Annotated in this window: 24 protein-coding genes; 23 read left to right on the top strand and 1 reads right to left on the bottom strand. The window is 32.9% G+C overall.

The genetic code is table 11. The features are described from left to right. Positions 1-245: 245 nt before the first annotated feature. The 12 genes from T367_RS0101245 (at position 246) to T367_RS0101185 (ending at position 10278) form a co-directional block, all read left to right on the top strand. Positions 246-560 (top strand): hypothetical protein, encoded by a 315-nt coding sequence (locus tag T367_RS0101245; RefSeq protein ID WP_157454079.1) that lies wholly within the window; start codon positions 246-248, stop codon positions 558-560. Between the two features lie 227 nt (positions 561-787). After that, positions 788-1378 carry a Crp/Fnr family transcriptional regulator gene (locus T367_RS0101235; protein ID WP_245593008.1) on the top strand — a complete coding sequence of 197 codons (591 nt, stop codon included), beginning with the start codon at positions 788-790 and terminating at the stop codon, positions 1376-1378. Positions 1379-1440: 62 nt separating this feature from the next. Then, positions 1441-2019: an NAD(P)H-dependent oxidoreductase gene (locus T367_RS0101230; protein WP_027418214.1), complete on the top strand. Its 579-nt coding sequence runs from the start codon at positions 1441-1443 to the stop codon at positions 2017-2019. 128 nt (positions 2020-2147) lie between these two features. Continuing rightward, positions 2148-2501, top strand: a complete 354-nt coding sequence (locus tag T367_RS0101225) for a hypothetical protein (protein WP_027418213.1) — start codon at positions 2148-2150, stop codon at positions 2499-2501. A gap of 121 nt (positions 2502-2622) precedes the next feature. After that, positions 2623-3501: an energy transducer TonB gene (locus T367_RS23525; protein WP_051568265.1), complete on the top strand. Its 879-nt coding sequence runs from the start codon at positions 2623-2625 to the stop codon at positions 3499-3501. 118 nt (positions 3502-3619) lie between these two features. Continuing rightward, positions 3620-4141, top strand: a complete 522-nt coding sequence (locus tag T367_RS0101215) for a TlpA family protein disulfide reductase (RefSeq protein ID WP_035841997.1) — start codon at positions 3620-3622, stop codon at positions 4139-4141. After that, on the top strand, positions 4138-4839 hold the full coding sequence (locus T367_RS0101210) for a thioredoxin family protein (RefSeq protein WP_027418210.1): 702 nt from the start codon (positions 4138-4140) through the stop codon (positions 4837-4839). The genes T367_RS0101215 and T367_RS0101210 overlap by 4 nt, the downstream gene beginning before the upstream one ends. 334 nt (positions 4840-5173) lie before the next feature. Continuing rightward, the gene (locus T367_RS0101205) at positions 5174-5788 is read left to right on the top strand and encodes a transposase (protein WP_035841994.1); all 615 of its coding nucleotides are present in this window, start codon (positions 5174-5176) and stop codon (positions 5786-5788) included. Positions 5789-5990: 202 nt separating this feature from the next. Continuing rightward, positions 5991-7214 (top strand): pyridoxal phosphate-dependent decarboxylase family protein, encoded by a 1224-nt coding sequence (locus tag T367_RS0101200; protein WP_027418208.1) that lies wholly within the window; start codon positions 5991-5993, stop codon positions 7212-7214. A gap of 107 nt (positions 7215-7321) precedes the next feature. Beyond that, positions 7322-7960 carry a hypothetical protein gene (locus T367_RS0101195; RefSeq protein ID WP_027418207.1) on the top strand — a complete coding sequence of 213 codons (639 nt, stop codon included), beginning with the start codon at positions 7322-7324 and terminating at the stop codon, positions 7958-7960. A gap of 264 nt (positions 7961-8224) precedes the next feature. Next, positions 8225-9382 (top strand): histidine kinase dimerization/phosphoacceptor domain -containing protein, encoded by a 1158-nt coding sequence (locus T367_RS0101190; RefSeq protein ID WP_027418206.1) that lies wholly within the window; start codon positions 8225-8227, stop codon positions 9380-9382. A gap of 248 nt (positions 9383-9630) precedes the next feature. Further along, positions 9631-10278, top strand: coding sequence for a DsbA family oxidoreductase (locus T367_RS0101185; protein WP_027418205.1), 648 nt, complete (start codon positions 9631-9633; stop codon positions 10276-10278). 89 nt (positions 10279-10367) lie between these two features. On the opposite strand, the gene T367_RS0101180 is transcribed toward T367_RS0101185, so the two are convergent. Then, the gene (locus T367_RS0101180; RefSeq protein WP_035841991.1) at positions 10368-11876 is read right to left on the bottom strand and encodes a succinate CoA transferase; all 1509 of its coding nucleotides are present in this window, start codon (positions 11874-11876) and stop codon (positions 10368-10370) included. Between the two features lie 193 nt (positions 11877-12069). Between T367_RS0101180 and T367_RS0101175 the strand changes: the two genes are divergently transcribed. From T367_RS0101175 to T367_RS0101125, 11 genes are all read left to right on the top strand, one after another. Next, positions 12070-12876 (top strand): AraC family transcriptional regulator, encoded by an 807-nt coding sequence (locus tag T367_RS0101175; protein ID WP_027418203.1) that lies wholly within the window; start codon positions 12070-12072, stop codon positions 12874-12876. 241 nt (positions 12877-13117) lie between these two features. Further along, the gene (locus T367_RS0101170; RefSeq protein ID WP_027418202.1) at positions 13118-13648 is read left to right on the top strand and encodes a peroxiredoxin-like family protein; all 531 of its coding nucleotides are present in this window, start codon (positions 13118-13120) and stop codon (positions 13646-13648) included. A gap of 65 nt (positions 13649-13713) precedes the next feature. Further along, on the top strand, positions 13714-14262 hold the full coding sequence (locus T367_RS0101165; protein ID WP_027418201.1) for a carboxymuconolactone decarboxylase family protein: 549 nt from the start codon (positions 13714-13716) through the stop codon (positions 14260-14262). A gap of 598 nt (positions 14263-14860) precedes the next feature. Next, complete coding sequence (locus T367_RS0101160; RefSeq protein ID WP_027418200.1) at positions 14861-15235, top strand: hypothetical protein; 375 nt, start codon at positions 14861-14863, stop codon at positions 15233-15235. A gap of 33 nt (positions 15236-15268) precedes the next feature. Continuing rightward, on the top strand, positions 15269-15670 hold the full coding sequence (locus T367_RS0101155) for a hypothetical protein (protein ID WP_027418199.1): 402 nt from the start codon (positions 15269-15271) through the stop codon (positions 15668-15670). Positions 15671-15917: 247 nt separating this feature from the next. Continuing rightward, positions 15918-16379 (top strand): mobile mystery protein A, encoded by a 462-nt coding sequence (locus tag T367_RS0101150; RefSeq protein ID WP_027418198.1) that lies wholly within the window; start codon positions 15918-15920, stop codon positions 16377-16379. Further along, the gene (locus T367_RS0101145) at positions 16370-16966 is read left to right on the top strand and encodes a mobile mystery protein B (RefSeq protein ID WP_027418197.1); all 597 of its coding nucleotides are present in this window, start codon (positions 16370-16372) and stop codon (positions 16964-16966) included. Before T367_RS0101150 ends, T367_RS0101145 begins: the two co-directional genes overlap by 10 nt. Before the next feature lie 272 nt (positions 16967-17238). Beyond that, positions 17239-17916: a hypothetical protein gene (locus T367_RS0101140; RefSeq protein ID WP_027418196.1), complete on the top strand. Its 678-nt coding sequence runs from the start codon at positions 17239-17241 to the stop codon at positions 17914-17916. Between the two features lie 97 nt (positions 17917-18013). Next, positions 18014-18208, top strand: coding sequence for a hypothetical protein (locus T367_RS24800; RefSeq protein WP_157454078.1), 195 nt, complete (start codon positions 18014-18016; stop codon positions 18206-18208). 593 nt (positions 18209-18801) lie between these two features. Beyond that, positions 18802-19590, top strand: coding sequence for a hypothetical protein (locus T367_RS0101130; protein ID WP_027418195.1), 789 nt, complete (start codon positions 18802-18804; stop codon positions 19588-19590). A 14-nt stretch (positions 19591-19604) separates the two neighbouring features. After that, positions 19605-20417 carry a hypothetical protein gene (locus T367_RS0101125; protein WP_027418194.1) on the top strand — a complete coding sequence of 271 codons (813 nt, stop codon included), beginning with the start codon at positions 19605-19607 and terminating at the stop codon, positions 20415-20417. The last annotated feature ends 204 nt before the right edge of the window (positions 20418-20621 follow it).

The following is a 20621-nucleotide window of genomic DNA, read 5'->3' as shown; positions in this document are numbered from 1 at the left end:
GAAGTTTACACAGACGCGCAATGCAATACAATTGGTGTCAGAGGTCATTTAAAATTTTCAGGGGACAGCATGTATTTCACCTCTTCTCATTCTGTTAATTACGAAGCTGAAACGTATGAATTTCGAGGTATAAAAAATTAACCTAAGAATCTGATTTAATGCGTAATAAGCAATATAGTATTTGCTAAAACATTCAGCTCCAATAATTAATTTGTATTTTAGTCATTATCATTAAAACAATTACAATGACTAAATCCATCATTTTTTGTCTTTTCATATTTGCTACTTTATTCTCAACGGCTCAAGACATTACCCCTTTGCTTAAGATGGACAAAGCTGAAGCCATTGCTTTTGCCAATAAAGTAAATTCGAATATTAGAACACCATGGATTCAAGTCGAACTCGACGAAGGGAATACTAGCTTTCTCGTTTATTTTGTGTCAGCAACAACGAGTAAGGAAGATATCGCAAAGATAAAAGATACCGGTATTCGACTAGCTGGTATAGAATATTATACGGTAGAATTTACGCATTCAATTCAAGGAGCTGAGAAGAATTAGAGATAGAAGGCACCAAAGTATATAAATTTGATCGGCTCAAACTTCCTTTCCTCGATGCTTTTCAAGTATGGGAAAAACTATTCTTTAATGGAACTACAATTAATCGTGTTCGTGCCGACGAAGATGGCATTGTTAAATATGAAAATTCGAGTAAAAAAATTAAATTTAGCGCCGATAACAAACCTTATTGGACCATTGTTCTGATGAAATAAACAATCCAATTTTAAATGACTGTAATAGTGATGAACGAAAAATTGAAAAACTATTTAACCTCATTTAATGTGCTTTCCGAAGAAGAAATAACCTTTGTAGCCAACAAAGTCACACCGACAATCTTGAAAAAGAGCGATTATTTTATTCGAGAAAACGAAACAAGTAAAGAAGTGGCGTTTATTAGCTCAGGTATATTCCGGTCTTTTTATACAACATCTGCCGACGAAGAGGTTACTTATTGTTTCCGATTCGAGAATTCTTTCGTGACAGCTTACTCTTCATTTTTAACACAGACAAAATCAATCGAAAATGTACAAGCCATTACAGATACAGAAATCTTCAAGATTTCAAGAGATACAATACTAAAATTAGAAAAATCAAGTCCAAATTGGGTAAAACTTCTTAAAATGTTGGCCGAACAAGAATATTTATATTTAGAGAAAAGAGTCTTTCTATTACAAAAAGAATCGGCAGAGAAGCGTTACAAGGATTTACTGATTAATACACCCAATTATTTACAGCAAATTCCACTGAATTATTTAGCCTCTTATTTAGGAATAACACAGCGCCATTTAAGTCGCATCCGTAAATCAATAGCGAATTAGACATATGTCCTTTTCTGCCTTCATCTTTCTACTGTTCTTTGTTGAAATAAAAAGTAGGAAATATGAAAGAAATATTAATCATCAACGGACATCCAGATAAAACGAGTTATAATTATGCGCTTGCTAATGCTTATTGCAATGGAGCGAAACAAACGAATGCAACCATCGATCAAATTGATATTGCAGCATTGGCATTCAATCCAAATTTAGCTCATGGATATTCGAAACGCACAGAACTAGAGCCAGATTTGTTGATTGCCATAGAAAAAATAAAAAAAGCAGACCATATTGTTTGGGTTTTCCCCATGTGGTGGTATGGCTATCCAGCAATAATGAAAGGATTCATAGATCGCACATTTTTACCTGGAATTACTTACCAACCAATACCAGGAAAACCATTTCCCAAACAACTGCTAAAAGGCAAATCGGCAAGAATAATTATTACAGCTGACACACCAAGATGGTATGATTTTTTAATGATGAAAAGTCCAGCCATTAATCAATTTAAAAAAGGAACATTGGCATTCTGTGGAATTAAAAAAACGAAGGTATCTTATATCGCAACGATTAAAGGTTCTAGTCCTAAGTTTAGAGATAAATGGCTGCGTAAAATAACTGAATTGGGGCGTCAATTAAAGTAAAACATATTCAATAGGTATCCTCGTTAAATAAATTCAGTATTTTTCCATAGAAAACTTAATTAGAGTCGAATAAGAATTAATATATGATAAATTTCAATAAATTCGTATAGAATCAAAAATCTTTAAAAATGAAAAAAATATTTTTATTATTTATGCTTTCTGCTGGTCTTTTCATGTTCTCATGTGGAGGAAATGAAGAAGGAACTGAAGGCACTGAAACATCGGCTACAGAAGTTGCTGATCACAAATGTTGTGATGAATCATGCGCAGACGATTGCAAAGTTCACGAAGCTGAGAAAAAGTCATGCAAGAAAGACAAAGGTGACATGGCTAAATGCGACAAAACGAATTGCGATAAAAGTAAATGTTGCAAAGCAAAAGGTGACATGGCAAAATGTGATGGAACTAAATGTGATAAAGCTTGCACAGTTGATCACACAGAAGAAGCTGAAAAAAAAGCTGACGAAGCAATTGAAGCTTAAAAGAATTAACATTATTGAAAGCTCTTCTTGACTTGTTGAGAGGAGCTTTTTTTTGTATAGCGATTTATTCTACCGAAAATATTAATTTTAGATCCATTAAACCTAACTTAAATATTGCTTCATGAAAAGTATATTATCCCTTTTTATCATCTTCTTTATTGGTTCGAACATATCATTCGGTAAAGACACCATCACTGTTTATTATGACAGTGATTGGGAGAAAGTACGATCAATAAAGAAAGCGGTTTATTATAGAAAAGCATTCAAAGATACACAAGGTCAATATATTGTAAAGGATTATTTTCTGAATGGAGACCTTCAAATGTCAGGAACTTATATCACTAAAAAATTCGAAATTAAAAATGGTACATTTATCTACTATTATGATAATGGTCAAAAGAAATCGGAATATAATTATGTAAAAAATAAGCGATATGGAGATTGCGCTACTTGGTTCGAATCGGGGCAAATTGCTTCTAAAAGCAGTTATGATGCCAATGGTAAAACCGGAAAATGGATAGAATGGTTTAAGGACGGAGGTACGGACAATGAGGAACATTTTCTTAATGACCTAAAACACGGTGAATGCACTTATTACCATTATAGCGGTAAAATTTCAGCAATCGAATATTATACAAACGGTAAATTCATTAGAAGCAGATATTTTGACGAACAAGGTTCCGAGTTACCTGAAAATTTATCCAAAGAAGTTGACCCTGAATTTGTAGGTGGTGAAGATATGATGGCACGTTTTATCCAAGACAATATCAAGTACCCAAGTCAAGCTGTCAAAAAGAATATTAAAGGCACATCTTACATACATTTTATAGTACAAACAGATGGATCCCTGTCTGATGTAAAGGTGCTCAAATCGGCACATCCACTGTTAGATGCTGAAGCAATCCGTGTCATTAAAAAGATGCCCAATTGGATTCCTGGCAAGCAGTACAATAGAGTCGTTAGGGTGAAATTTGTTTTACCCATTCGTTTTAATATTTAGTATTAATTGATTTATACTGATCGTTAAATATCGATTCCAGAAAAAAACACCTGCCGAATTAAACCTTTTTTATAAACCGGAGTCTTAGCATTATTGTCGATTTAAAAACACAATAAAAATGCAAAGGGACTTAAAATTTATTCTTACTGGATTAAGTATAATATTGATCAGTTTCGGGTTCACTTATTCGTATGATGAACCATTTATTCAAACTGAAAAAACTGACATTCCTGTTTATAATTTTGATGAATTAGAACCATTATTATATACCGATTCTGAGAAAACGGTTATCGTTAACTTTTGGGCAATGTGGTGCATTCCTTGTGTAAAAGAACTTCCCCATTTTAAAGCATATGCTGATCAACATCCTGAAGCGGAAGTTATTTTTGTCAGTCTAGATTTCCCAAAAGACATTGAAACCAAATTAAAACCCTTTTTAAAAGAGAAAGGTATCACATCAAAAGTCGTTTTATTAGACGACGCTGATGCCAATACATGGATTGATAAGGTAGATCCAAATTGGTCAGGAGCATTACCATTCACCATAATATTCAACAATCAAAAACGTGCACATTACGAACGATCTTTTGAAAGTTTAGCAGATCTAGAAAACGAAGTAAATAAATCAATTCTCAAATGAAAAAACTAAATGTTATTTTCCTAATTACCCTTTTAATGGGGACATTATTTATTACAAATTCTTACGGGCAAGATCGTAAAGGTCCACCTCCAGGAGATAGAAAAGGACCACCACCAGAAAGTAAACACAGTCCCATTCAATCTAAATCTATAGATGAGATTGGCGGTTATAAAATCGGTGATACAGCAACTGATTTTATATTGAAAAATGTAGACGAAACGATGTTTTCTTTAAGTGATATTAAAAATGCTAAAGGTTATATCGTTGTCTTCACTTGTAACGAATGTCCTTTTGCTAAAATGTATGAAGATCGATTGATTGAGTTACACAACGAATACGCCGCCAAAGGTTATTCTGTAATTGCAATCAACCCAAACAGTCCAGAGAATGAAAGTGAAGGTTTTGAAGCGATGCAAAAAAGAGCTGCTGAAAAAGAATTCCCTTTTGTTTATCTAGTAGACGAAGGTCAAAAAATATATCCAGAATATGGAGCTGTTCGAACGCCACATGTTTTTTTACTAGACCAAGACAAAAAGGTGCAATATATTGGAGCCATTGATGATAACGCAAAATCACCTGAAGATGTAAAGGTTAAATTCCTTGAAGATGCAATCGCTGCATTAGAAAAAGGTGAAGCACCAAATCCAAACATCACAAAAGCAATTGGCTGCCCTGTAAAAGCGGCAACTTCTAAATAAGATTTAAAGATAATTCTGAGTGAGTTTAATAATTAATTTTTATTAAACATTATGAGCAGTTAAAGACAATTAATTTTGTTTTTAACTGCTTTTTTTTTGCAATAAGTAGCGAATAAACATGAGAAATATCATCAAAAACAAGTCATAATTTGTTGAATTATTTCTATATTCATGATACTACGTAAGCATAAAAAGATCAAAATAATACAATTACCTATGAGTTGAATTTAGGGTTCTATGGAAACTGTGAGTAAATACGTTCTGTTCGGTAAAAAAAATGTATCGTAAGCGGCAACACAATTATTTGGTTAAATTAAAAAAAAGCGTTTTAACGATGAGTACTAAATTCCAAAACAAATACCGAATCGAATCTACCCGATTGCAAAATTGGGATTATCGATGGGATGGTGCGTACTTTATTACCATTTGCACCAAAAACAGAGATCATTATTTTGGTAAAATAATAAATGGAAAAATGGTTTTATCAAATATTGGTGTTTTGGCCAATGTGTTTTGGCACGAAATTAAAAACCATACAAAAAATGTAAAATTGGGTGAATTTGTGGTAATGCCAGATCATATTCACGGTGTATTGATTTTGAAAGGGAATAAAATAGAAAACGAAATAGAAAATCACGGATCGACGGATAATATGATAGAGGCGTTGCATGCAACGCCTCTATCATATTATCAAAAACCCGCAATCAATGAACAAAAAAACAAAACAATGGCAAATATTTCGCCCAAATCAAATTCAATATCAACCATTATTCGTTCATACAAATCTGCCGTAACAAAACACGCCAACCGGTTGGGTTTTGATTTTGCATGGCAGCCTCGATTTTATGACCATATTATCCGTGATAAAAAATCGTTTGAAACCATATCACGATACATTATCAACAACCCCACAAATTGGGGTAAAGATAAAATTCGAGACAATGATTAACCGATAACATATATTAAAACACAACATTTTCAGCAAAGCATGATCGATCTATAATTATCAATATTTGCTCATTATTCAATTGAAAACATTTTAACAATACCAGTTATTAAGTAGCGAATAAACATGAGAAATATCATCATCATAAATCCAATCATTCCTCTATTAATAGTTAATTTTGCCGACTGATTAAAAACAACCACCTATGAATAAGCACTGGCAAAAAAAATCACAAGAGGAGATCAAATCAATCGTTTTTAATGCATTGCAAAACAATGTAAATTATGACGAAGAGAATATTTTAGGCATTCCAGCTTCTTACCTCGATGATAAAGTGTTTAATCAAGATGCAACATTTGTCAAAGACGCTCCTTTTATTTCGAGTTTAATTCAAAACCCGAATCATATTGGATGCCATACATTGGGGAAGTCTGAATCGTTTTTTCAAGGTACACAAGACCTCGAAAAGGAGTTGATTGAGATTTGCGCAGTCGACATCCTTCAAGGTGAAACTGGTGCACAAGATGGCTATGTAGCTTCAGGTGGAACAGAAGCAAATATTCAAGCGATTTGGATTTACCGTAACTCCTTTGTAAATCATCATGCAGCTAAAAGAGAAGAGATTTGTATCATCTGTAGTGAAGACAGTCACTATTCGATGGATAAGGCTTCCAACCTCTTGTCAATCGACATATTTAAAACAGCCGTTGATCAGGATACAAGAAACATATCAGAATCGGCAGTGAAAGCAACCATTCAACAAGCAAAAAGTAAAGGCAAAAAGTACTTCATTGTAATTTGCAATATGATGACAACCATGTTTGGTTCTGTGGATAATATTGAGGCTTATACCAATCCACTTACCGAATTCGCTTGCGAATTTAAATTACATATTGATGGTGCGTATGGTGGATTCTATTATCCATTCACAGATGCTGAAAGTCGACTTACATTTAAGAATAAAAACATCTCATCTTTTACTTTAGATGCGCATAAAATGGCACAGGCACCTTATGGAACAGGGATTTTCTTGATTCGAAAAGGATTGATTCAAAATGTAAATACCCAAGAAGCGAGTTATGTTGAAGGAGAAGATTTTACATTAATCGGCAGTCGATCGGGTGCAAATGCAATAGCCGTTTGGATGATTCTAGTGAAAAACGGACCTTTTGGTTGGCAAGAAAAAATATTCATCCTTCAAAAAAGAACGGAATGGATGTGCAAACAATTGGCTGCTTTAAACATCGAATTCTACCGACATGACATGTCGAATATTATCACAATTCGCAGTCAATTTGTTCAACCAGCGATCGCCAGCAAATTCGGATTGGTTCCGGACAACCACGCTGCACCAAAATGGTTTAAAATTGTAATTATGGAACATGTTACTATTGAGAAATTAATGTTATTGATTGATGATTTGAAATAAGTTACATCACTAATTTCATTCGATTCTACAAATTTATTTTGTCTTCCTTTAAATATTTTTAAAAAATAAGTGTTTACAATAATGACCTCACTTATTTTTTAAACTTTATGAAAAATTATCTAATTCTTCCCTTCATTTTCTTTTGCCATTTAACATTTGCGCAATTTCAAATTGAATCGAATTTTAATGTTGTCGGCACCGGTCGGAATCAGAGCTTATTGGTCAACTATAAATTTGATAAATTACAGATAGGTATTGGTGTTAAATATCATATAAATAAGTTAAATAATTTCCCTCAATCAGTATTCTACAAAAAGACATTTTACTCCACGACTCAAAGTGAGCATTGGGGTACCGATTTAAATTTAAAATATCGTCTATTTAATTTAAAGGATGTTTTTGTTGCTCATGTTTTCTATAGCAATCAATTTACAAAATCACATATTCGTTTTGAAACACATTATGCACTTGATAAATTAGTCGAGAATCCGACTTCTGAACTCGATTATAGCTACATCAAACACGAAAACGAAATTGGCCCAATTTTAGCGGTCGAAAACAATATTGGAATCGCTTTTGAAATTTTTATTTTAAAAAATATATACCTTTCTCAAAAATTCGGAGTTGGCATTATGTTCTATAAGAATCTAGATGAAAACAATCAAATTTTAGCTTTAAACAATTGGGTTTTTACAGAAATGCTAAGCTTTGGTATAGGATATAAATTTAATGAGAAAGTTAAATAGATTGATCTAAATAATTATTTTTTTTGGATTAAAACTTCATTGCAATTTACTCCAAAAATGATAAAAACCAACAGACTGCTTTAGAACTGTCTTTTATTCAATACCCTAACTAATTATCTATTGACTAGTTTAATTAAACCAGATCGACTATCTTTGGTACACCCAAAACTTCAATTTTAACAGTTTTTTAAATTTAAAAAGAATGTCTACTGTTAAAGTTTATGTATAGTACGAATTTGTATTTTTAGGTTTAGAGAAATAACCATGGACAAAAATCACAACTTGCAAGCAGAAATACAAAACGCTGAAAACAAAAGATTTGAACTTGCCATCAATGCCGCTAACATTGGTATTTGGGACTGGCATGTCCAAACTGGAGAGGTTTATTTCTCAAAAATATGGAAAGCGCAAATTGGCTACCAAGATCACGAATTAGATAACACTTACGAATCGTGGATTAGCCATTTACATCCTGATGAAACTTATGTAATTAAGAAGAGAATTGAGGATTATATGCAAAATCCTCAAATGGAATACAAAATGGAATTCCGCTTCAGGCATAAAGATGGTTCCTATATTTGGATTGAATCTAAAGCTGACGTCATCTTAAATGAAAAGGACGAAGTTGTTCGATTATTCGGCTCTCACACCGATATATCCAAACGGAAACAAGCTGAATTTGGCATTAAAAATATAAATAGAAATCTAGAACAACTGGTTAAAGCACGAACGTCAGAACTAGAAGAAACCGTAGATAAACTAAATAAAGAGATTCAACAAAGAGTAGCTGCGGAAGAAAAAATAAAAGACGCTTTCCAAGTCAAGGAATTACTCCTAAAAGAAATTACACACCGTGTAAAAAACAACCTTCAAATCATTTCAAGTTTAATCAATTTGCAGAAAAATTTGGCACAGGATTCCGAATCAATTGCGCTATTGGGTCAAACAGCCAATCGAATACAAGCAATGGCTTTAATTCATGAAGCTTTGTATACATCTGACGAATATGAGAATGTACATTTTCAAACTTATATAGACTCATTACTTGTAAACATTTCGTTTACATTTGACACTTCATATATTAAAATACACACAGATATCGATCACTTCACTCCTACTTTAGCAACGGCTACAATTGTTGGAATGATTGCATTGGAATTAATAACAAATGCATTTAAACATGCTTTCCCAGATAAGCCAAACGATGCACAAATTAATATATTGATCAAATCTAAAGATGAAAACCATTTTACTTTAATTGTTTCAGACAACGGTGTTGGTTTCCCTAAGGAACTCGACTTTAACGAAACAGAAAGCCTCGGTATGCAAGTTGTTGTAAGTTTAACAGAACAACTAAATGGTAAAATTGAATTATTAAAAGAAGCAGGAACTGCATTTCAGTTGATATTCAAAGCCAATTAGATTCGATTTAAAGGATCTACCGCCTATTCGTAAAAGATATCTCTCCTAACTTTTACATCAATTTTATAGCGTAAGGTTATAAATCAATAAAAAGAATTTTAATCGTCAATTCAAGTAAGTATACCTTACTATACACGTCTATTTAAAGTAGAATAGTTTAAGGAGAAATCTGTTGGTTTCATCGTCAAGTCATTACATGATTTAGCAAGATAAAATTGGCAAAACTTCAAAAAATATAAAATAAATATATGACAAAATTAAAAATAGATATCGTATCAGATGTGGTTTGTCCATGGTGTACGATTGGTTATAAAAGAATTGAAAAAGCAATTGAAGAACTTGGAATTCAAGACCAAGTAGAAATTGAATGGCAACCATTTGAATTAAATCCGCAGATGCCAGCTGAAGGTCAAAATATAAACGAACATCTTAATGAAAAATATGGTTCTACCGATGCACAGCAAAACGAGTCAAAACAAAACATGATTGCTGTTGGCAAAGAACTTGACTTTACTTTTGATTATTTTGATGAAATGCGAATGGTGAACACATTTGACGCACATATTTTAATCGAATACGCAAGAGATTTTGGGAAACAAACCGAATTAAAAATGCGTTTAACAACGGCTTTTTTTAGTGAGAGAAAAGATGTTTCCAAAAGAGATATTTTAAAACAAGCATTGCTAGATGTTGGTCTGGATACCGAAGAAGGAATGGCAAAATTAGATGATAAAGAAGCGAGAGCTGAAGTGACCAAACACCAAGAATATTGGAAAAGTTTAGGTATTAATTCTGTGCCAACTTTTGTATTCGATAGAAAAAGTGCTGCAACAGGAGCACAGCCAGTAGAGACTTTTAAAAAAATACTTGGAGATTTAATTGCGAAGCAGAACTAGGTCGGCCTAGTAAATGAATTCGAATATTTGATTAAAGTAAAATCCCACAGCAAAACATGTTTATACTGTGGGATTTTAAATATTATCCATCAAGCTTGGTGCACTTCCAATTCCTCAATTTTCATTGTACCATTTGATTGCAGTAATGTATGCCAACTCAAAGCTTTGTTTAAGATGTGTGGTGTATGCCCTCCCAATTTATATGCTTCAGTAAAATAGTCTAGCAATTGTTCTTTATAATCTGGATGAACACAATTTTGGATAATAAGTAACGCCCGCTCGATCGGTGCCAATCCTCTGATATCTGCCAGTCCTTGTTCTGTCACTAAAATATCAACATCATGTTCGGTATGATCAGTATGAGAAACCATTGGTACAATATGTGAAATTCGACCTTCTTTAGAAATAGATGGACAAGCAAAGATGCTCAAATAACCATTCCTTGCAAAATCACCAGAACCTCCAATGCCATTCATCATTTTAGTTCCTGTTATATGAGTTGAATTCACATTCCCATATATATCAAATTCAATGGCCGTATTAATTCCTATTACACCTAAACGACTGATAACCTCAGCCGCATTACTGATATTTTGAGGCCTTAAAATAAGCTTGTCTTTGTATTGATCAAAATTGCCAAAAACCTTGTTCGAACAACTCTCTGTTACAGTAATTGATGATGCGGATGCAAACAATAATTTTCCTGCATCAATTAATTCAAACGTACTGTCTTGAAGTACTTCAGAATACATGGTCAAATTTTTAAACTTACTATCCTTGAATCCTGATAGAATAGCATTCGCCGTTTTACCTATTCCTGCTTGCAAAGGCAATAAAGATTCTGTTAACCTGCCTTCTTCAACTTCTTGCTCTAAAAAACGAAGAATATGGTTAGAAATAGCCTTGGTTTTCTCATCTGGCGCCGAAATTACAGCAGGACTATCTGGAACCTCTGTATAAACAATTGCAACCACTTTTTTAGGATCTATTTTTATATACGGATCCCCTATTCTTGTGTAAGCATCTAAAACAGGAATGACTTCACGATTGGGTTGTTTCTTTAGAATTTTAACATCGTGAAGACCGGCTAGACTTTCCGGAAACGAACGATTCACTTCAATGATAATTTTATCCGCTTTTTCTGCGAAAATTGGGGAGTTACCAACCGATGTTGTTGGAATAATATAACCTTCTTTAGTGATGCCAACGGCTTCAATAATTGCAATATCAATCTTAAATGTATCAATATTTTGGAGCATATCAGCAGTTTGCCCTAAATGCTGATCAACATACAGCACCTCATGATTATTAATGGCCTTCCTCAGGGTAGGATCTGCTTGAAATGGCATCCTTTTGTATAAAGCTCCATTCTTCGCCAAATCAGCATCTGTATCATACCCCAAGGAAGCACCGCTTAATACTGTTATTTTTAAATCTTCATGTAAAGCCCTTTTAGCAACTATTGGTAAAACAGTTTTACTATCTCCTGCTTTTGTAAAACCACTCACACCTACTACATGTTTATTTTTAATATTCAAAGCTGCCTTTTCTGGTGTCTGAACAATATCCAAATAAGGGCTATATTTAATTCTATCCATCTTAATAATTATTTAATATCTATTTAATAAACTCTTAGAAGCGAAAAAGAATCTAAAAGATTGATTTACAATTTGTAGTACCGTTTTATATAAAAACGCTTAGCAATTTATGCAAGATATTCATTGTCTTTTTATTTAAATCAGACAATGTTTTATTAATTTAGTGCAATAGCCATTCGAATTGTAATTATATATGAATAGTAAGTACTATTTAACTGAGGTTGATAAGCATCCACAAAGCATTTATTGTTATCATAACTTAATGGGGGAAACATTTATCGAATCTCACAGTCACCAAAAAGGACAATTTTTATATACCGAAGGTGGCGTAGTTCATGTAAAAACAATAAATAGAGTATACTATTTACCTGCCAGACACTATATGTGGATTCCAGCGGGTGTTACGCATGCTATTTATCCTAATTCACCAAAAGTGATTATGAGGAATCTTTACTTCCCTATGAATGTAACTGCGCATGGTTTTTATAAAAAAGAAGGCATCTATCCGATCAATAATCTACTATTAGAATTGCTACTATTCACAAAAAGCTGGACAGGTGACATTGTCAAGACTCAAAAAGATAAATACACCGTTGCTTTGGCCTTTAAATTACTTTTAAAACAGAAGGCTTCCTCCTCTCTATCGGTTGAATTACCGCAGCCAAAAGACGAACGACTGATACATATCATCAATTACTTAACTGCAAAAATTGACGAAGAACATTTATTACCGCAGTTGGCCTCAAAGTTTAGCATGACCGATAAATCGTTATATCGCCTATTTAAAAAGGATGTAGGTATGTCATACATTAAGTATTATACAAAATTACGCATCTTTAAGTCCTTAGATTATTTGATGAATTCGGCCTATAACATATCGGAGATCTCCCATATGGTTGGTTATGATAGCTTACCAACATTTAGCAATACTTTTACTAAAATCATGGGCAAACGTCCCTCCGAATATAGAAAATCAAATCAGATTTATATCGAATCTTAAAATCATCTTTTATTGCTTGCCATCAATCGATTCAAATGAAATGATTTTGGGAAACACATTATGTATCATACATCAAATTCTACCTATTCGACTTCTTAAAACATAGATTTTCAAGGCAAAACCGCCCAAATTCGTTCCTTAAAAAGCGTTTGAATTAAATATCCTTAAGCTTGAACGATATGTCCATACTGGATGGATAATACCTGCCTAAATTTGTCCTGTATTAAAAAAGCAGAGACGCATGAAACACATAAAAGCAAAAGATTCCGCACACCAGTTTATTGGAACAGACATTCAAGGCAATAAAATTGATTTAAAAGATTATAAAGGTCAAAAAGTATTGCTCACCTTTTTTAGAGTTGCCTCTTGTCCATTTTGTAATATGGCGGTTCAAGAATTAATTAGAGGACATGAAGAGCTTGAGAAAAAAGGAATCAAAGTAATCGCACTTTTCGCCTCTCCTGCTGAAGAAATTTTACACTATGCAGGAAAGCAAAACCCTCCTTTTACAATACTTGCGGATCCTGATTTTAAAATTTATAAGAAATATGGTGTTCAATTTTCTTATGGTGGTATGATGAAAACAATTTTCAATCCCTCTAGTGTATTCAAAGCAATGAAAAGCGGATTTTTTAATGTTAAATCCATGTCGAAAAAACCTATCATTCCAGCAGATTTTTTGATCGATGAAAATCAAACAATTGTCAAAGCACATTACGGAAAAGATTTCGGCGATCACATTCCAGTTGCAGAAATTTTAAAAACATTTTAAGGAAGTAAAAGTTGCAATTCAATTGCAGATCATAATAAATAATCAAATAAATAAAAACCAAAATAATGACACAATTTAAAGTACACACAATCGAATCAGCTCCAGCAGAATCAAAAGAAATGCTTGAGGCATCAGTAAAAGGATTTGGTATGTTACCAAAATTACACGGTGTAATGGCTGAGTCTCCAGGGTTATTAGAAGCTTACAAAGCAATAGGAAAAACATTTACAGAAAATACAGCTTTTAACGCTCAAGAGATTACAGTTGTTTGGCAAACAATTAATGTAGAAAACGAATGTCACTATTGTGTTCCTGCACATACTGCAATCGCACATACAATGAAAGTTGATGACAAGATCATTGATGCATTACGCAACAATACGGCTTTGCCAGCTAAATTAGAAGCATTGAGAAATATGACTTTATTGGTAATCAGAGACAGAGGAGTTATTTCTGAAGCAAGTATGAAGACTTTCTTTGATGCAGGATATACGCAAAGAAATTACTTAGATATTTTAGTTGGATATGCTCAAAAAGTAATGAGTAATTATACCAACCATGCTGCGCATACGCCAGTTGATGAACCATTCCAAAAATTTGCTTGGAAAAAGTAAGCTTAAGATTTTTACTTAGGTTAACATAAATGATTTACTGATTCATAATTGATGATTTACACCGCAGCGAATAAATTCCTGCGGTGTTTTCATTTAGGTCTAGACCTTTATGATAAAGCATGATATTCACACCTTATCAAAAATAAGAACAGCTTATTGAGAAATTTAGAATGATTCTTATTTATTAGAATTCTTGCTAATTTATAGCGACCTCCCCAACCAATTCACATTCGGATAGCAGGTCTGGAGATTCATCCTATCAACCTTCCCCCCCCCCCAGATACCAAAGGTTTCGAAAGCATCATAAAAATATCAAAAACCTATAAACGAACCATAACCACAAGAATATCAACCTTTAAACAAGAAATACTTGACACAGGGTTTTTCCTAATTCTATACAGGGTTTTTCCTAATTCGTACGGAACGGCTTAGAAATATGATACGAAAAACATATATTTGAATAACCCTAACTCGCTCAAAACGAAACATCGACTTATATACAAAGCGGTTTAATCAATTATTTGATTCTTGTTTGGTATATAAAAATGAAAGTCTTTGTGTTACAAAGCGTCAATAGTCAGTTATAAAAAAGATGACGATGAAAAAGCTAATTCTTATTTTAATTTTTACTGCTACATGTATTTTTACACATGCCCAGTCTTGCGAAGAATATCTGCAACTCGTTAAGTCAAAAAGTCAAGGAACGACATATACAAGCAGCAATAGTACGGCCATTTCAAAAGTCACATTCTACAATGTCACGTTAGAAAACGAGCCCCTTAATTTTGCGATTGTTTGTTTCAAAGGAAAACGAGCAACGGATAGTTTACTGGAATATATTTATAAGGTCGAACCAGATACAGAATCAATTTACGCATCGAATTATAAAGATAGCGCCGGTAAAGCTTTTTGGAAATACATTCAACCCTTCAATGCGAGCTTGGATTGTGCTCCGAATATTAATAGTAAATAGTTGAAGAGGATATCTAGCGTTTATATTCTAAAATTGAAAAACCCAAGAGGCTTCGCGCAGGTTTATACTGAACTCAATGAAAAAGATCCTGAGAAAAGAGGTAAATACAAATGGCATTATGAAACAACAGTTAAATCAACAAATGAAGACTTAACAATTATTGAGTTTGGAGCCTATTTATTGATGAATGGGAATTGGGAGAAAACGTCCATCTATGACAGACCTTTTAATAGCGAGGAATTTGCAAAATGGTATTCATGCCCAAATGGTGAATTAGAAAAAGGCGTTGGATATTCTGACTTTAATAATTGGAGTAAAGGGGACAAACTTGATAGCAAAACACAAGAAACATTGTGGTATTATATTGGAGTGAATAATGTAGGTAAAAAATTTAAAGGCACTGCCAAAATCATCTCAATCCATAAATTTCAATAATAATCTCAATTTTAGATTAAATAAAACGATTTTTGAACAATTTGTACAATGCAAACAGCAATATCTGCAGATCAATCTACCAAACCGACAATCTAATTCAGCATCTTTTACACAAATATTAGCATACGTATTTGTATGATTTAAAACTAAAAAGAATACATATAAATATTCTTTTATTTGTATATTTATACATATTTGTATATTTTTATATTAAAATACATATGTATATGTATCAAAAATTCAAGAAATGAGAAACAAAAAAAAACTACTCATAGAACAACTGGACCACAAACTGATTCATTTTAAAGATGCTGGAAAGGTTCTGGTCCCACAAAAAGGATGGGTTAATACCATTAGGACCACTCTAAATATGACAAGGGAACAATTAGGAAGCAAACTAGGTTTAACAAAAGGAGCGATACAAAAAATTGAGGAACGTGAAGCTACAGGTCAGATAACCATGAATAAATTAAAGGATGTTGGACAGGCATTGGATATGCAGTTTGTCTATGGATTTGTTCCAAAAGAAGGAACTATAGACAATTTAATAAACGCCAAGGCTGAAAAATTAGCCAAGAAAATAGTATTAAGGACCAATCAAAACATGAAATTAGAGGACCAAGGAATTGGAGACGAAAAAATTAATGAAACAATAAAAGACTTAGCAAGTGAAATAAAAAGAGAAATGAGAAAGTCACTATGGGATTAAAATTAGAATATAAGGAAGGTCAAACACCTTTAGATGAAGAAGAAAAAGAAGGCCTCAAGATAAAGTCAATATCTACTCTAGGAGAATTAGATGAATTTGAACAATTAAATATTGAAAAAGCTGTAGAATGGACCATTCACTCCAAATTAAAACGTGAAAGAATATTAACTGAAAACTTTGTAAAGGATTTACACAAAAAAATGTTTGGCGATGTATGGAAATGGGCAGGGCAATTTAGAAAATCTAATAAAAATATTGGCATTGATTGGACACAAATTAGCATTGAATTAAAGACACTCATTGATGACGTAAAATATTGGATAGATAACAAAACTTTTTCACCAGAAGAAATTTCCATAAGATTTAAACATAGGATTGTAGCGATTCATTGTTTCCCAAATGGGAATGGACGACATTCAAGAATATTAGCTGATATTGTAATGGAGTCCATTTTTGGGTTAGAGATATTTACTTGGAATCAATCAAATATGGTTGAAGCAGATGACACTAGAAAAAAATACATAGTTGCGCTACGAAAAGCTGACCAAGGAGATATAACTGCTCTAATTAAATTTGCCAATAACTAAATCAAACAAAAAGCACCTTACACCTCAATTTAAGGAAGATAGTCAACTCAGTACTAAGCTCATCACATTAATTGAAAGTAATAACAAGTAACTACGCGGTAATATAAATCCAATTTTATGTTCAACTTACCAAGAGTATTTCATGTGTTTCCAATATTAAGGACGAGTGCATTAACTATATTGGTTTTTGCCTTCATTTATTGACAGGAGCAGGAATGTTCATTTTTATGGCTACATTCAAACTTGATCGACTTTTTTAATCTAATTGTGACATGAGAATAATTGAAATAAAACTATTGATTTTTCTATTTGTATTCATACAAATACCTGGTCATGCACAATCAAAAAAGGATATGAAAAACAATACAATGACCATCTCTTTAAAAACCGGGAAAAATCCAATTTCGTACTTTGAGACTTTATCCATCGAACCTACGAATTTATTCATTCAATCAAAACCAGTCAATAATCAGTCACCACATATTCAGTTAGCCTTGAACGTGATTGAAGTCGACAATAAATATGCAACCCATCTATGGTATGCTGCCGACTCAAGCGATAAACAAATAATCAATTACCCCAAAGCGTTTAAACAATATGCCTTTCATTTAAAAGTGAATAAATCGGAAGTAGCTTTGGTTGTGGAAAAATTAGCATTTGAAAAAGCTTTTTTCATTGATCTTGGGCAAATAGCGATTATAGAAAACTTTAGTTTGCAATATGAGCAATGCATAGGAGAATGGTCAGAAGATATAGAAGGTAATCAAGAAGCGGCATTTAATACCTATTCCATTTTACTTTCAGCAGGTGATGCGCAGGAAACAATTTCGTTTACTTCAACGGATCAGTCAGACAAAAAACAACAGACATTGACCTGGAAGAATTATAAGATTTTAGTATTGGAAGATGATGACAAATCTTTAAAATTAATGGTTTATAAAAAAGATTAAATCAATTCGAAATGAAAGACCTTAAGTACTTTAATAATTAAAGTTTTATGGTCGTGACAGAATAACAATATGCTATCGTTAAAATCGTTTATCTAATATGAAATATCTATTCTTCATTACAATTGCGATCCTTGCCATGAGTTCATGCAAAGATAATTGTCAGACATGTACAAAGACAATTGGAGGCGTTGCAGGCAATGAAACCGTTGAAGTACGTGAGGTTTGTGACGAGAATGAGGCGATCGACCTCGAAGCGTCGTCATCTGGAACAACCGTTTGGACCTGTGAATAATGATATTTGAAGCATAAAAAACCTAAAAAATGACGGTAATATTAAAGGTGTTGAAATGGATCTTCATCATTTTATTCTTCCCCCTATCCCTCATGTTTGTTGCATATTTTAAACAAAAAAATGCGGACAAAAACGAATACAATTCGTATGAATAATAAAAACGCACACAAACTATTAGCCCTTCTTGTTTTTACAAATAATTCCTCGACAAACTTCCTCAATTAAACAGGAAATATTATATTTGACTCAACTTAACAAACTGACAATAAAACACATGGGTTTAGCTTAAATTTTTATCACGAAACTTTTCTGGTTATTAAACACTTCAAAATATACCTTGTCCAAAACTAAAATCATAACACTCCATTTCTTGTCATTTATCATCTTGACAACCATCCTATTCTTCTCTGCTGAGTCTCTCTTAAAAATATTCGCTGCCGGATTTCATAATGTTCATTTATGGTTATTACTAATTTTCTGGGGAGCAATATCCATCCTAATCTTGACTATTATTTCTTGTCTTATTTTTTTAAAGTATCGAAAATAATTACCTTCAAAAATTAATATCAAATACAAAGCCCTCACAAAACAAAATGCCCTCCCCTATCTCCATATTCGGATTCATCCTCATCATTATTCTAGCAGGTTGCCAAACTGAGGATAAAAATGAGTCCGTTTTTGAAGATCTAAGTTTCAAAACACCACAACTTATAGGATTTTCTGATAGTGGCGAAAGGATTGATACGATCCATCAAATTGAATCTCGAACTTATCCCTTAATCATTTCAGCAGAGTCAATAATTGACTTCGAAAAAATGTTTCCTTTTAAATCTAGAAACGTACCTGATTCGAGCTATTCTTCAGCAAACGATTTATTGCTAATTGTTGATTCAAAACAGTGTTTTAAATGGAAGCATTGGGAACGACACTCCTTCTTTGAAGATATAATAGAATTGGACGAACAGGCAAATGAAATTCCAAAAGCACCTTATCAACCTTCTTATGACAGCATCCTTAAGACACCCGTTTTCATTGTGAACAACACTGATATCATTCAAGGAATAGAACATCATGATGGCCGTTTACTTGTCATTCAAGAAGCACTAACTGAGCATGGAGAATGGCAACCTATTGAATATTTTATTTATAGTGGATGTGGGAATAGTTTTGGTGTCAATCCATTAAATCCTGCATCGTATTTAATGTTCGGTATACCAAAATATAATGGTGATTTTAAAACCAAACTAAGAGTCAGATTACGCACCAATAATAATACAATTCTCTCGAACGAATTTGATGGAAATATTAATAAAACACAATTGACCCCAATCGAACCAGACGGAATTGCTTGGGATAGATACTTAGACCAAAATCAACCTTAAAAAACATTTGCAACATGAAAAAATATTTTTACACATTATTAGTTTTAGCGCTTGCGGCTTGTGGGCAAGACACCAATAATAAAAGCGGTAATGGAACAGAATTTTCATGGGATTTTAGTCAACCCAAAACAATCAATTATGCGTATACGCAAACGGTGAATAGTTGGAATAAAATGGATCGTGACAGACCTGAAAAATCGATTCATATGACAGCAATTGGAAACTTAACGATTGTTACAAAGGATGACAACTTAGCAGATTTAAGTCTAGTCGACATTGAAATGACGAGTACAGATACTGATTTAGAAGGAAATATCAGTTCACCTATGGTTACACAAGCCCCATTACAACTCATTACCAATATGCAGGAGGATGGCTTGTTTCATAGAGACGCTGAAGACAATATGTTTAAAATGATTTTGCCTTTGCCAAATGAAGTATTAGACCAAGGTGACAAGGCTGAAATTCCTTTAGACATGCCTTTTAACGCAAATGGCACCCGATTGATTTCCGAAGGTTTTAACACACTTGAATTTATTGGAATAGAACAATTCGAGAGCCGCGAATGTGCTGTATTGAAAGGAACAATTGATGTATCAGAAATGGAAATTCCAACTCAATTAAAAGGTGATTATAAAAACTCAACTATAGGTGAAGCAACTTATTATTTTGATTTAAATGAAAGAATTTATGTCGGCGCTGATATCAATATTACCATTGAAATGCTAATGGACAATGAGAAAGAAGAGAGTAATTTGATGGAGATGTACATGGAAATGAAAAGTGAGAACATTTTTAAAATTCGATTACTCAGCGTGGAGGAATAAATACTTACAAGAAAAAAGTCCTAAAAACCGTGTCGATAAGAATGATAAATGGATAATCCCCTGCACAATTCAATTGTTAGGTAATTTGAAATTGTAGAAATCTTGGATAATTAGATAAATAAAAAGATATTATATAATTCCCACATATTTGTGGAAGAAAACCCTTCATATTGACACAAACTGAAAGGAGAATGATAAGTTATT

Origin of the sequence: Crocinitomix catalasitica ATCC 23190, from assembly GCF_000621625.1 — a bacterium.
In the GTDB taxonomy this organism is placed as follows: domain Bacteria; phylum Bacteroidota; class Bacteroidia; order Flavobacteriales_D; family Crocinitomicaceae; genus Crocinitomix; species Crocinitomix catalasitica.
Note: the sequence above shows the minus strand (reverse complement) of the source record. Positions and strands in the feature narration are given on the sequence as shown.

What these genes read in the sequence shown, in the direction of transcription:
- T367_RS0101245 (WP_157454079.1), top strand. Translation starts at nt 246, where the DNA reads ATGACTAAATCCATCATTTTTTGTCTTTTCATATTTGCTACTTTATTC.
- T367_RS0101235 (WP_245593008.1), top strand. Translation starts at nt 788, where the DNA reads ATGACTGTAATAGTGATGAACGAAAAATTGAAAAACTATTTAACCTCA.
- T367_RS0101230 (WP_027418214.1), top strand. Translation starts at nt 1,441, where the DNA reads ATGAAAGAAATATTAATCATCAACGGACATCCAGATAAAACGAGTTAT.
- T367_RS0101225 (WP_027418213.1), top strand. Translation starts at nt 2,148, where the DNA reads ATGAAAAAAATATTTTTATTATTTATGCTTTCTGCTGGTCTTTTCATG.
- T367_RS23525 (WP_051568265.1), top strand. Translation starts at nt 2,623, where the DNA reads ATGAAAAGTATATTATCCCTTTTTATCATCTTCTTTATTGGTTCGAAC.
- T367_RS0101215 (WP_035841997.1), top strand. Translation starts at nt 3,620, where the DNA reads ATGCAAAGGGACTTAAAATTTATTCTTACTGGATTAAGTATAATATTG.
- T367_RS0101210 (WP_027418210.1), top strand. Translation starts at nt 4,138, where the DNA reads ATGAAAAAACTAAATGTTATTTTCCTAATTACCCTTTTAATGGGGACA.
- T367_RS0101205 (WP_035841994.1), top strand. Translation starts at nt 5,174, where the DNA reads ATGAGTACTAAATTCCAAAACAAATACCGAATCGAATCTACCCGATTG.
- T367_RS0101200 (WP_027418208.1), top strand. Translation starts at nt 5,991, where the DNA reads ATGAATAAGCACTGGCAAAAAAAATCACAAGAGGAGATCAAATCAATC.
- T367_RS0101195 (WP_027418207.1), top strand. Translation starts at nt 7,322, where the DNA reads ATGAAAAATTATCTAATTCTTCCCTTCATTTTCTTTTGCCATTTAACA.
- T367_RS0101190 (WP_027418206.1), top strand. Translation starts at nt 8,225, where the DNA reads ATGGACAAAAATCACAACTTGCAAGCAGAAATACAAAACGCTGAAAAC.
- T367_RS0101185 (WP_027418205.1), top strand. Translation starts at nt 9,631, where the DNA reads ATGACAAAATTAAAAATAGATATCGTATCAGATGTGGTTTGTCCATGG.
- T367_RS0101180 (WP_035841991.1), bottom strand. Translation starts at nt 11,876, where the DNA reads ATGGATAGAATTAAATATAGCCCTTATTTGGATATTGTTCAGACACCA.
- T367_RS0101175 (WP_027418203.1), top strand. Translation starts at nt 12,070, where the DNA reads ATGAATAGTAAGTACTATTTAACTGAGGTTGATAAGCATCCACAAAGC.
- T367_RS0101170 (WP_027418202.1), top strand. Translation starts at nt 13,118, where the DNA reads ATGAAACACATAAAAGCAAAAGATTCCGCACACCAGTTTATTGGAACA.
- T367_RS0101165 (WP_027418201.1), top strand. Translation starts at nt 13,714, where the DNA reads ATGACACAATTTAAAGTACACACAATCGAATCAGCTCCAGCAGAATCA.
- T367_RS0101160 (WP_027418200.1), top strand. Translation starts at nt 14,861, where the DNA reads ATGAAAAAGCTAATTCTTATTTTAATTTTTACTGCTACATGTATTTTT.
- T367_RS0101150 (WP_027418198.1), top strand. Translation starts at nt 15,918, where the DNA reads ATGAGAAACAAAAAAAAACTACTCATAGAACAACTGGACCACAAACTG.
- T367_RS0101145 (WP_027418197.1), top strand. Translation starts at nt 16,370, where the DNA reads ATGGGATTAAAATTAGAATATAAGGAAGGTCAAACACCTTTAGATGAA.
- T367_RS0101140 (WP_027418196.1), top strand. Translation starts at nt 17,239, where the DNA reads ATGAGAATAATTGAAATAAAACTATTGATTTTTCTATTTGTATTCATA.
- T367_RS24800 (WP_157454078.1), top strand. Translation starts at nt 18,014, where the DNA reads ATGAAATATCTATTCTTCATTACAATTGCGATCCTTGCCATGAGTTCA.
- T367_RS0101130 (WP_027418195.1), top strand. Translation starts at nt 18,802, where the DNA reads ATGCCCTCCCCTATCTCCATATTCGGATTCATCCTCATCATTATTCTA.
- T367_RS0101125 (WP_027418194.1), top strand. Translation starts at nt 19,605, where the DNA reads ATGAAAAAATATTTTTACACATTATTAGTTTTAGCGCTTGCGGCTTGT.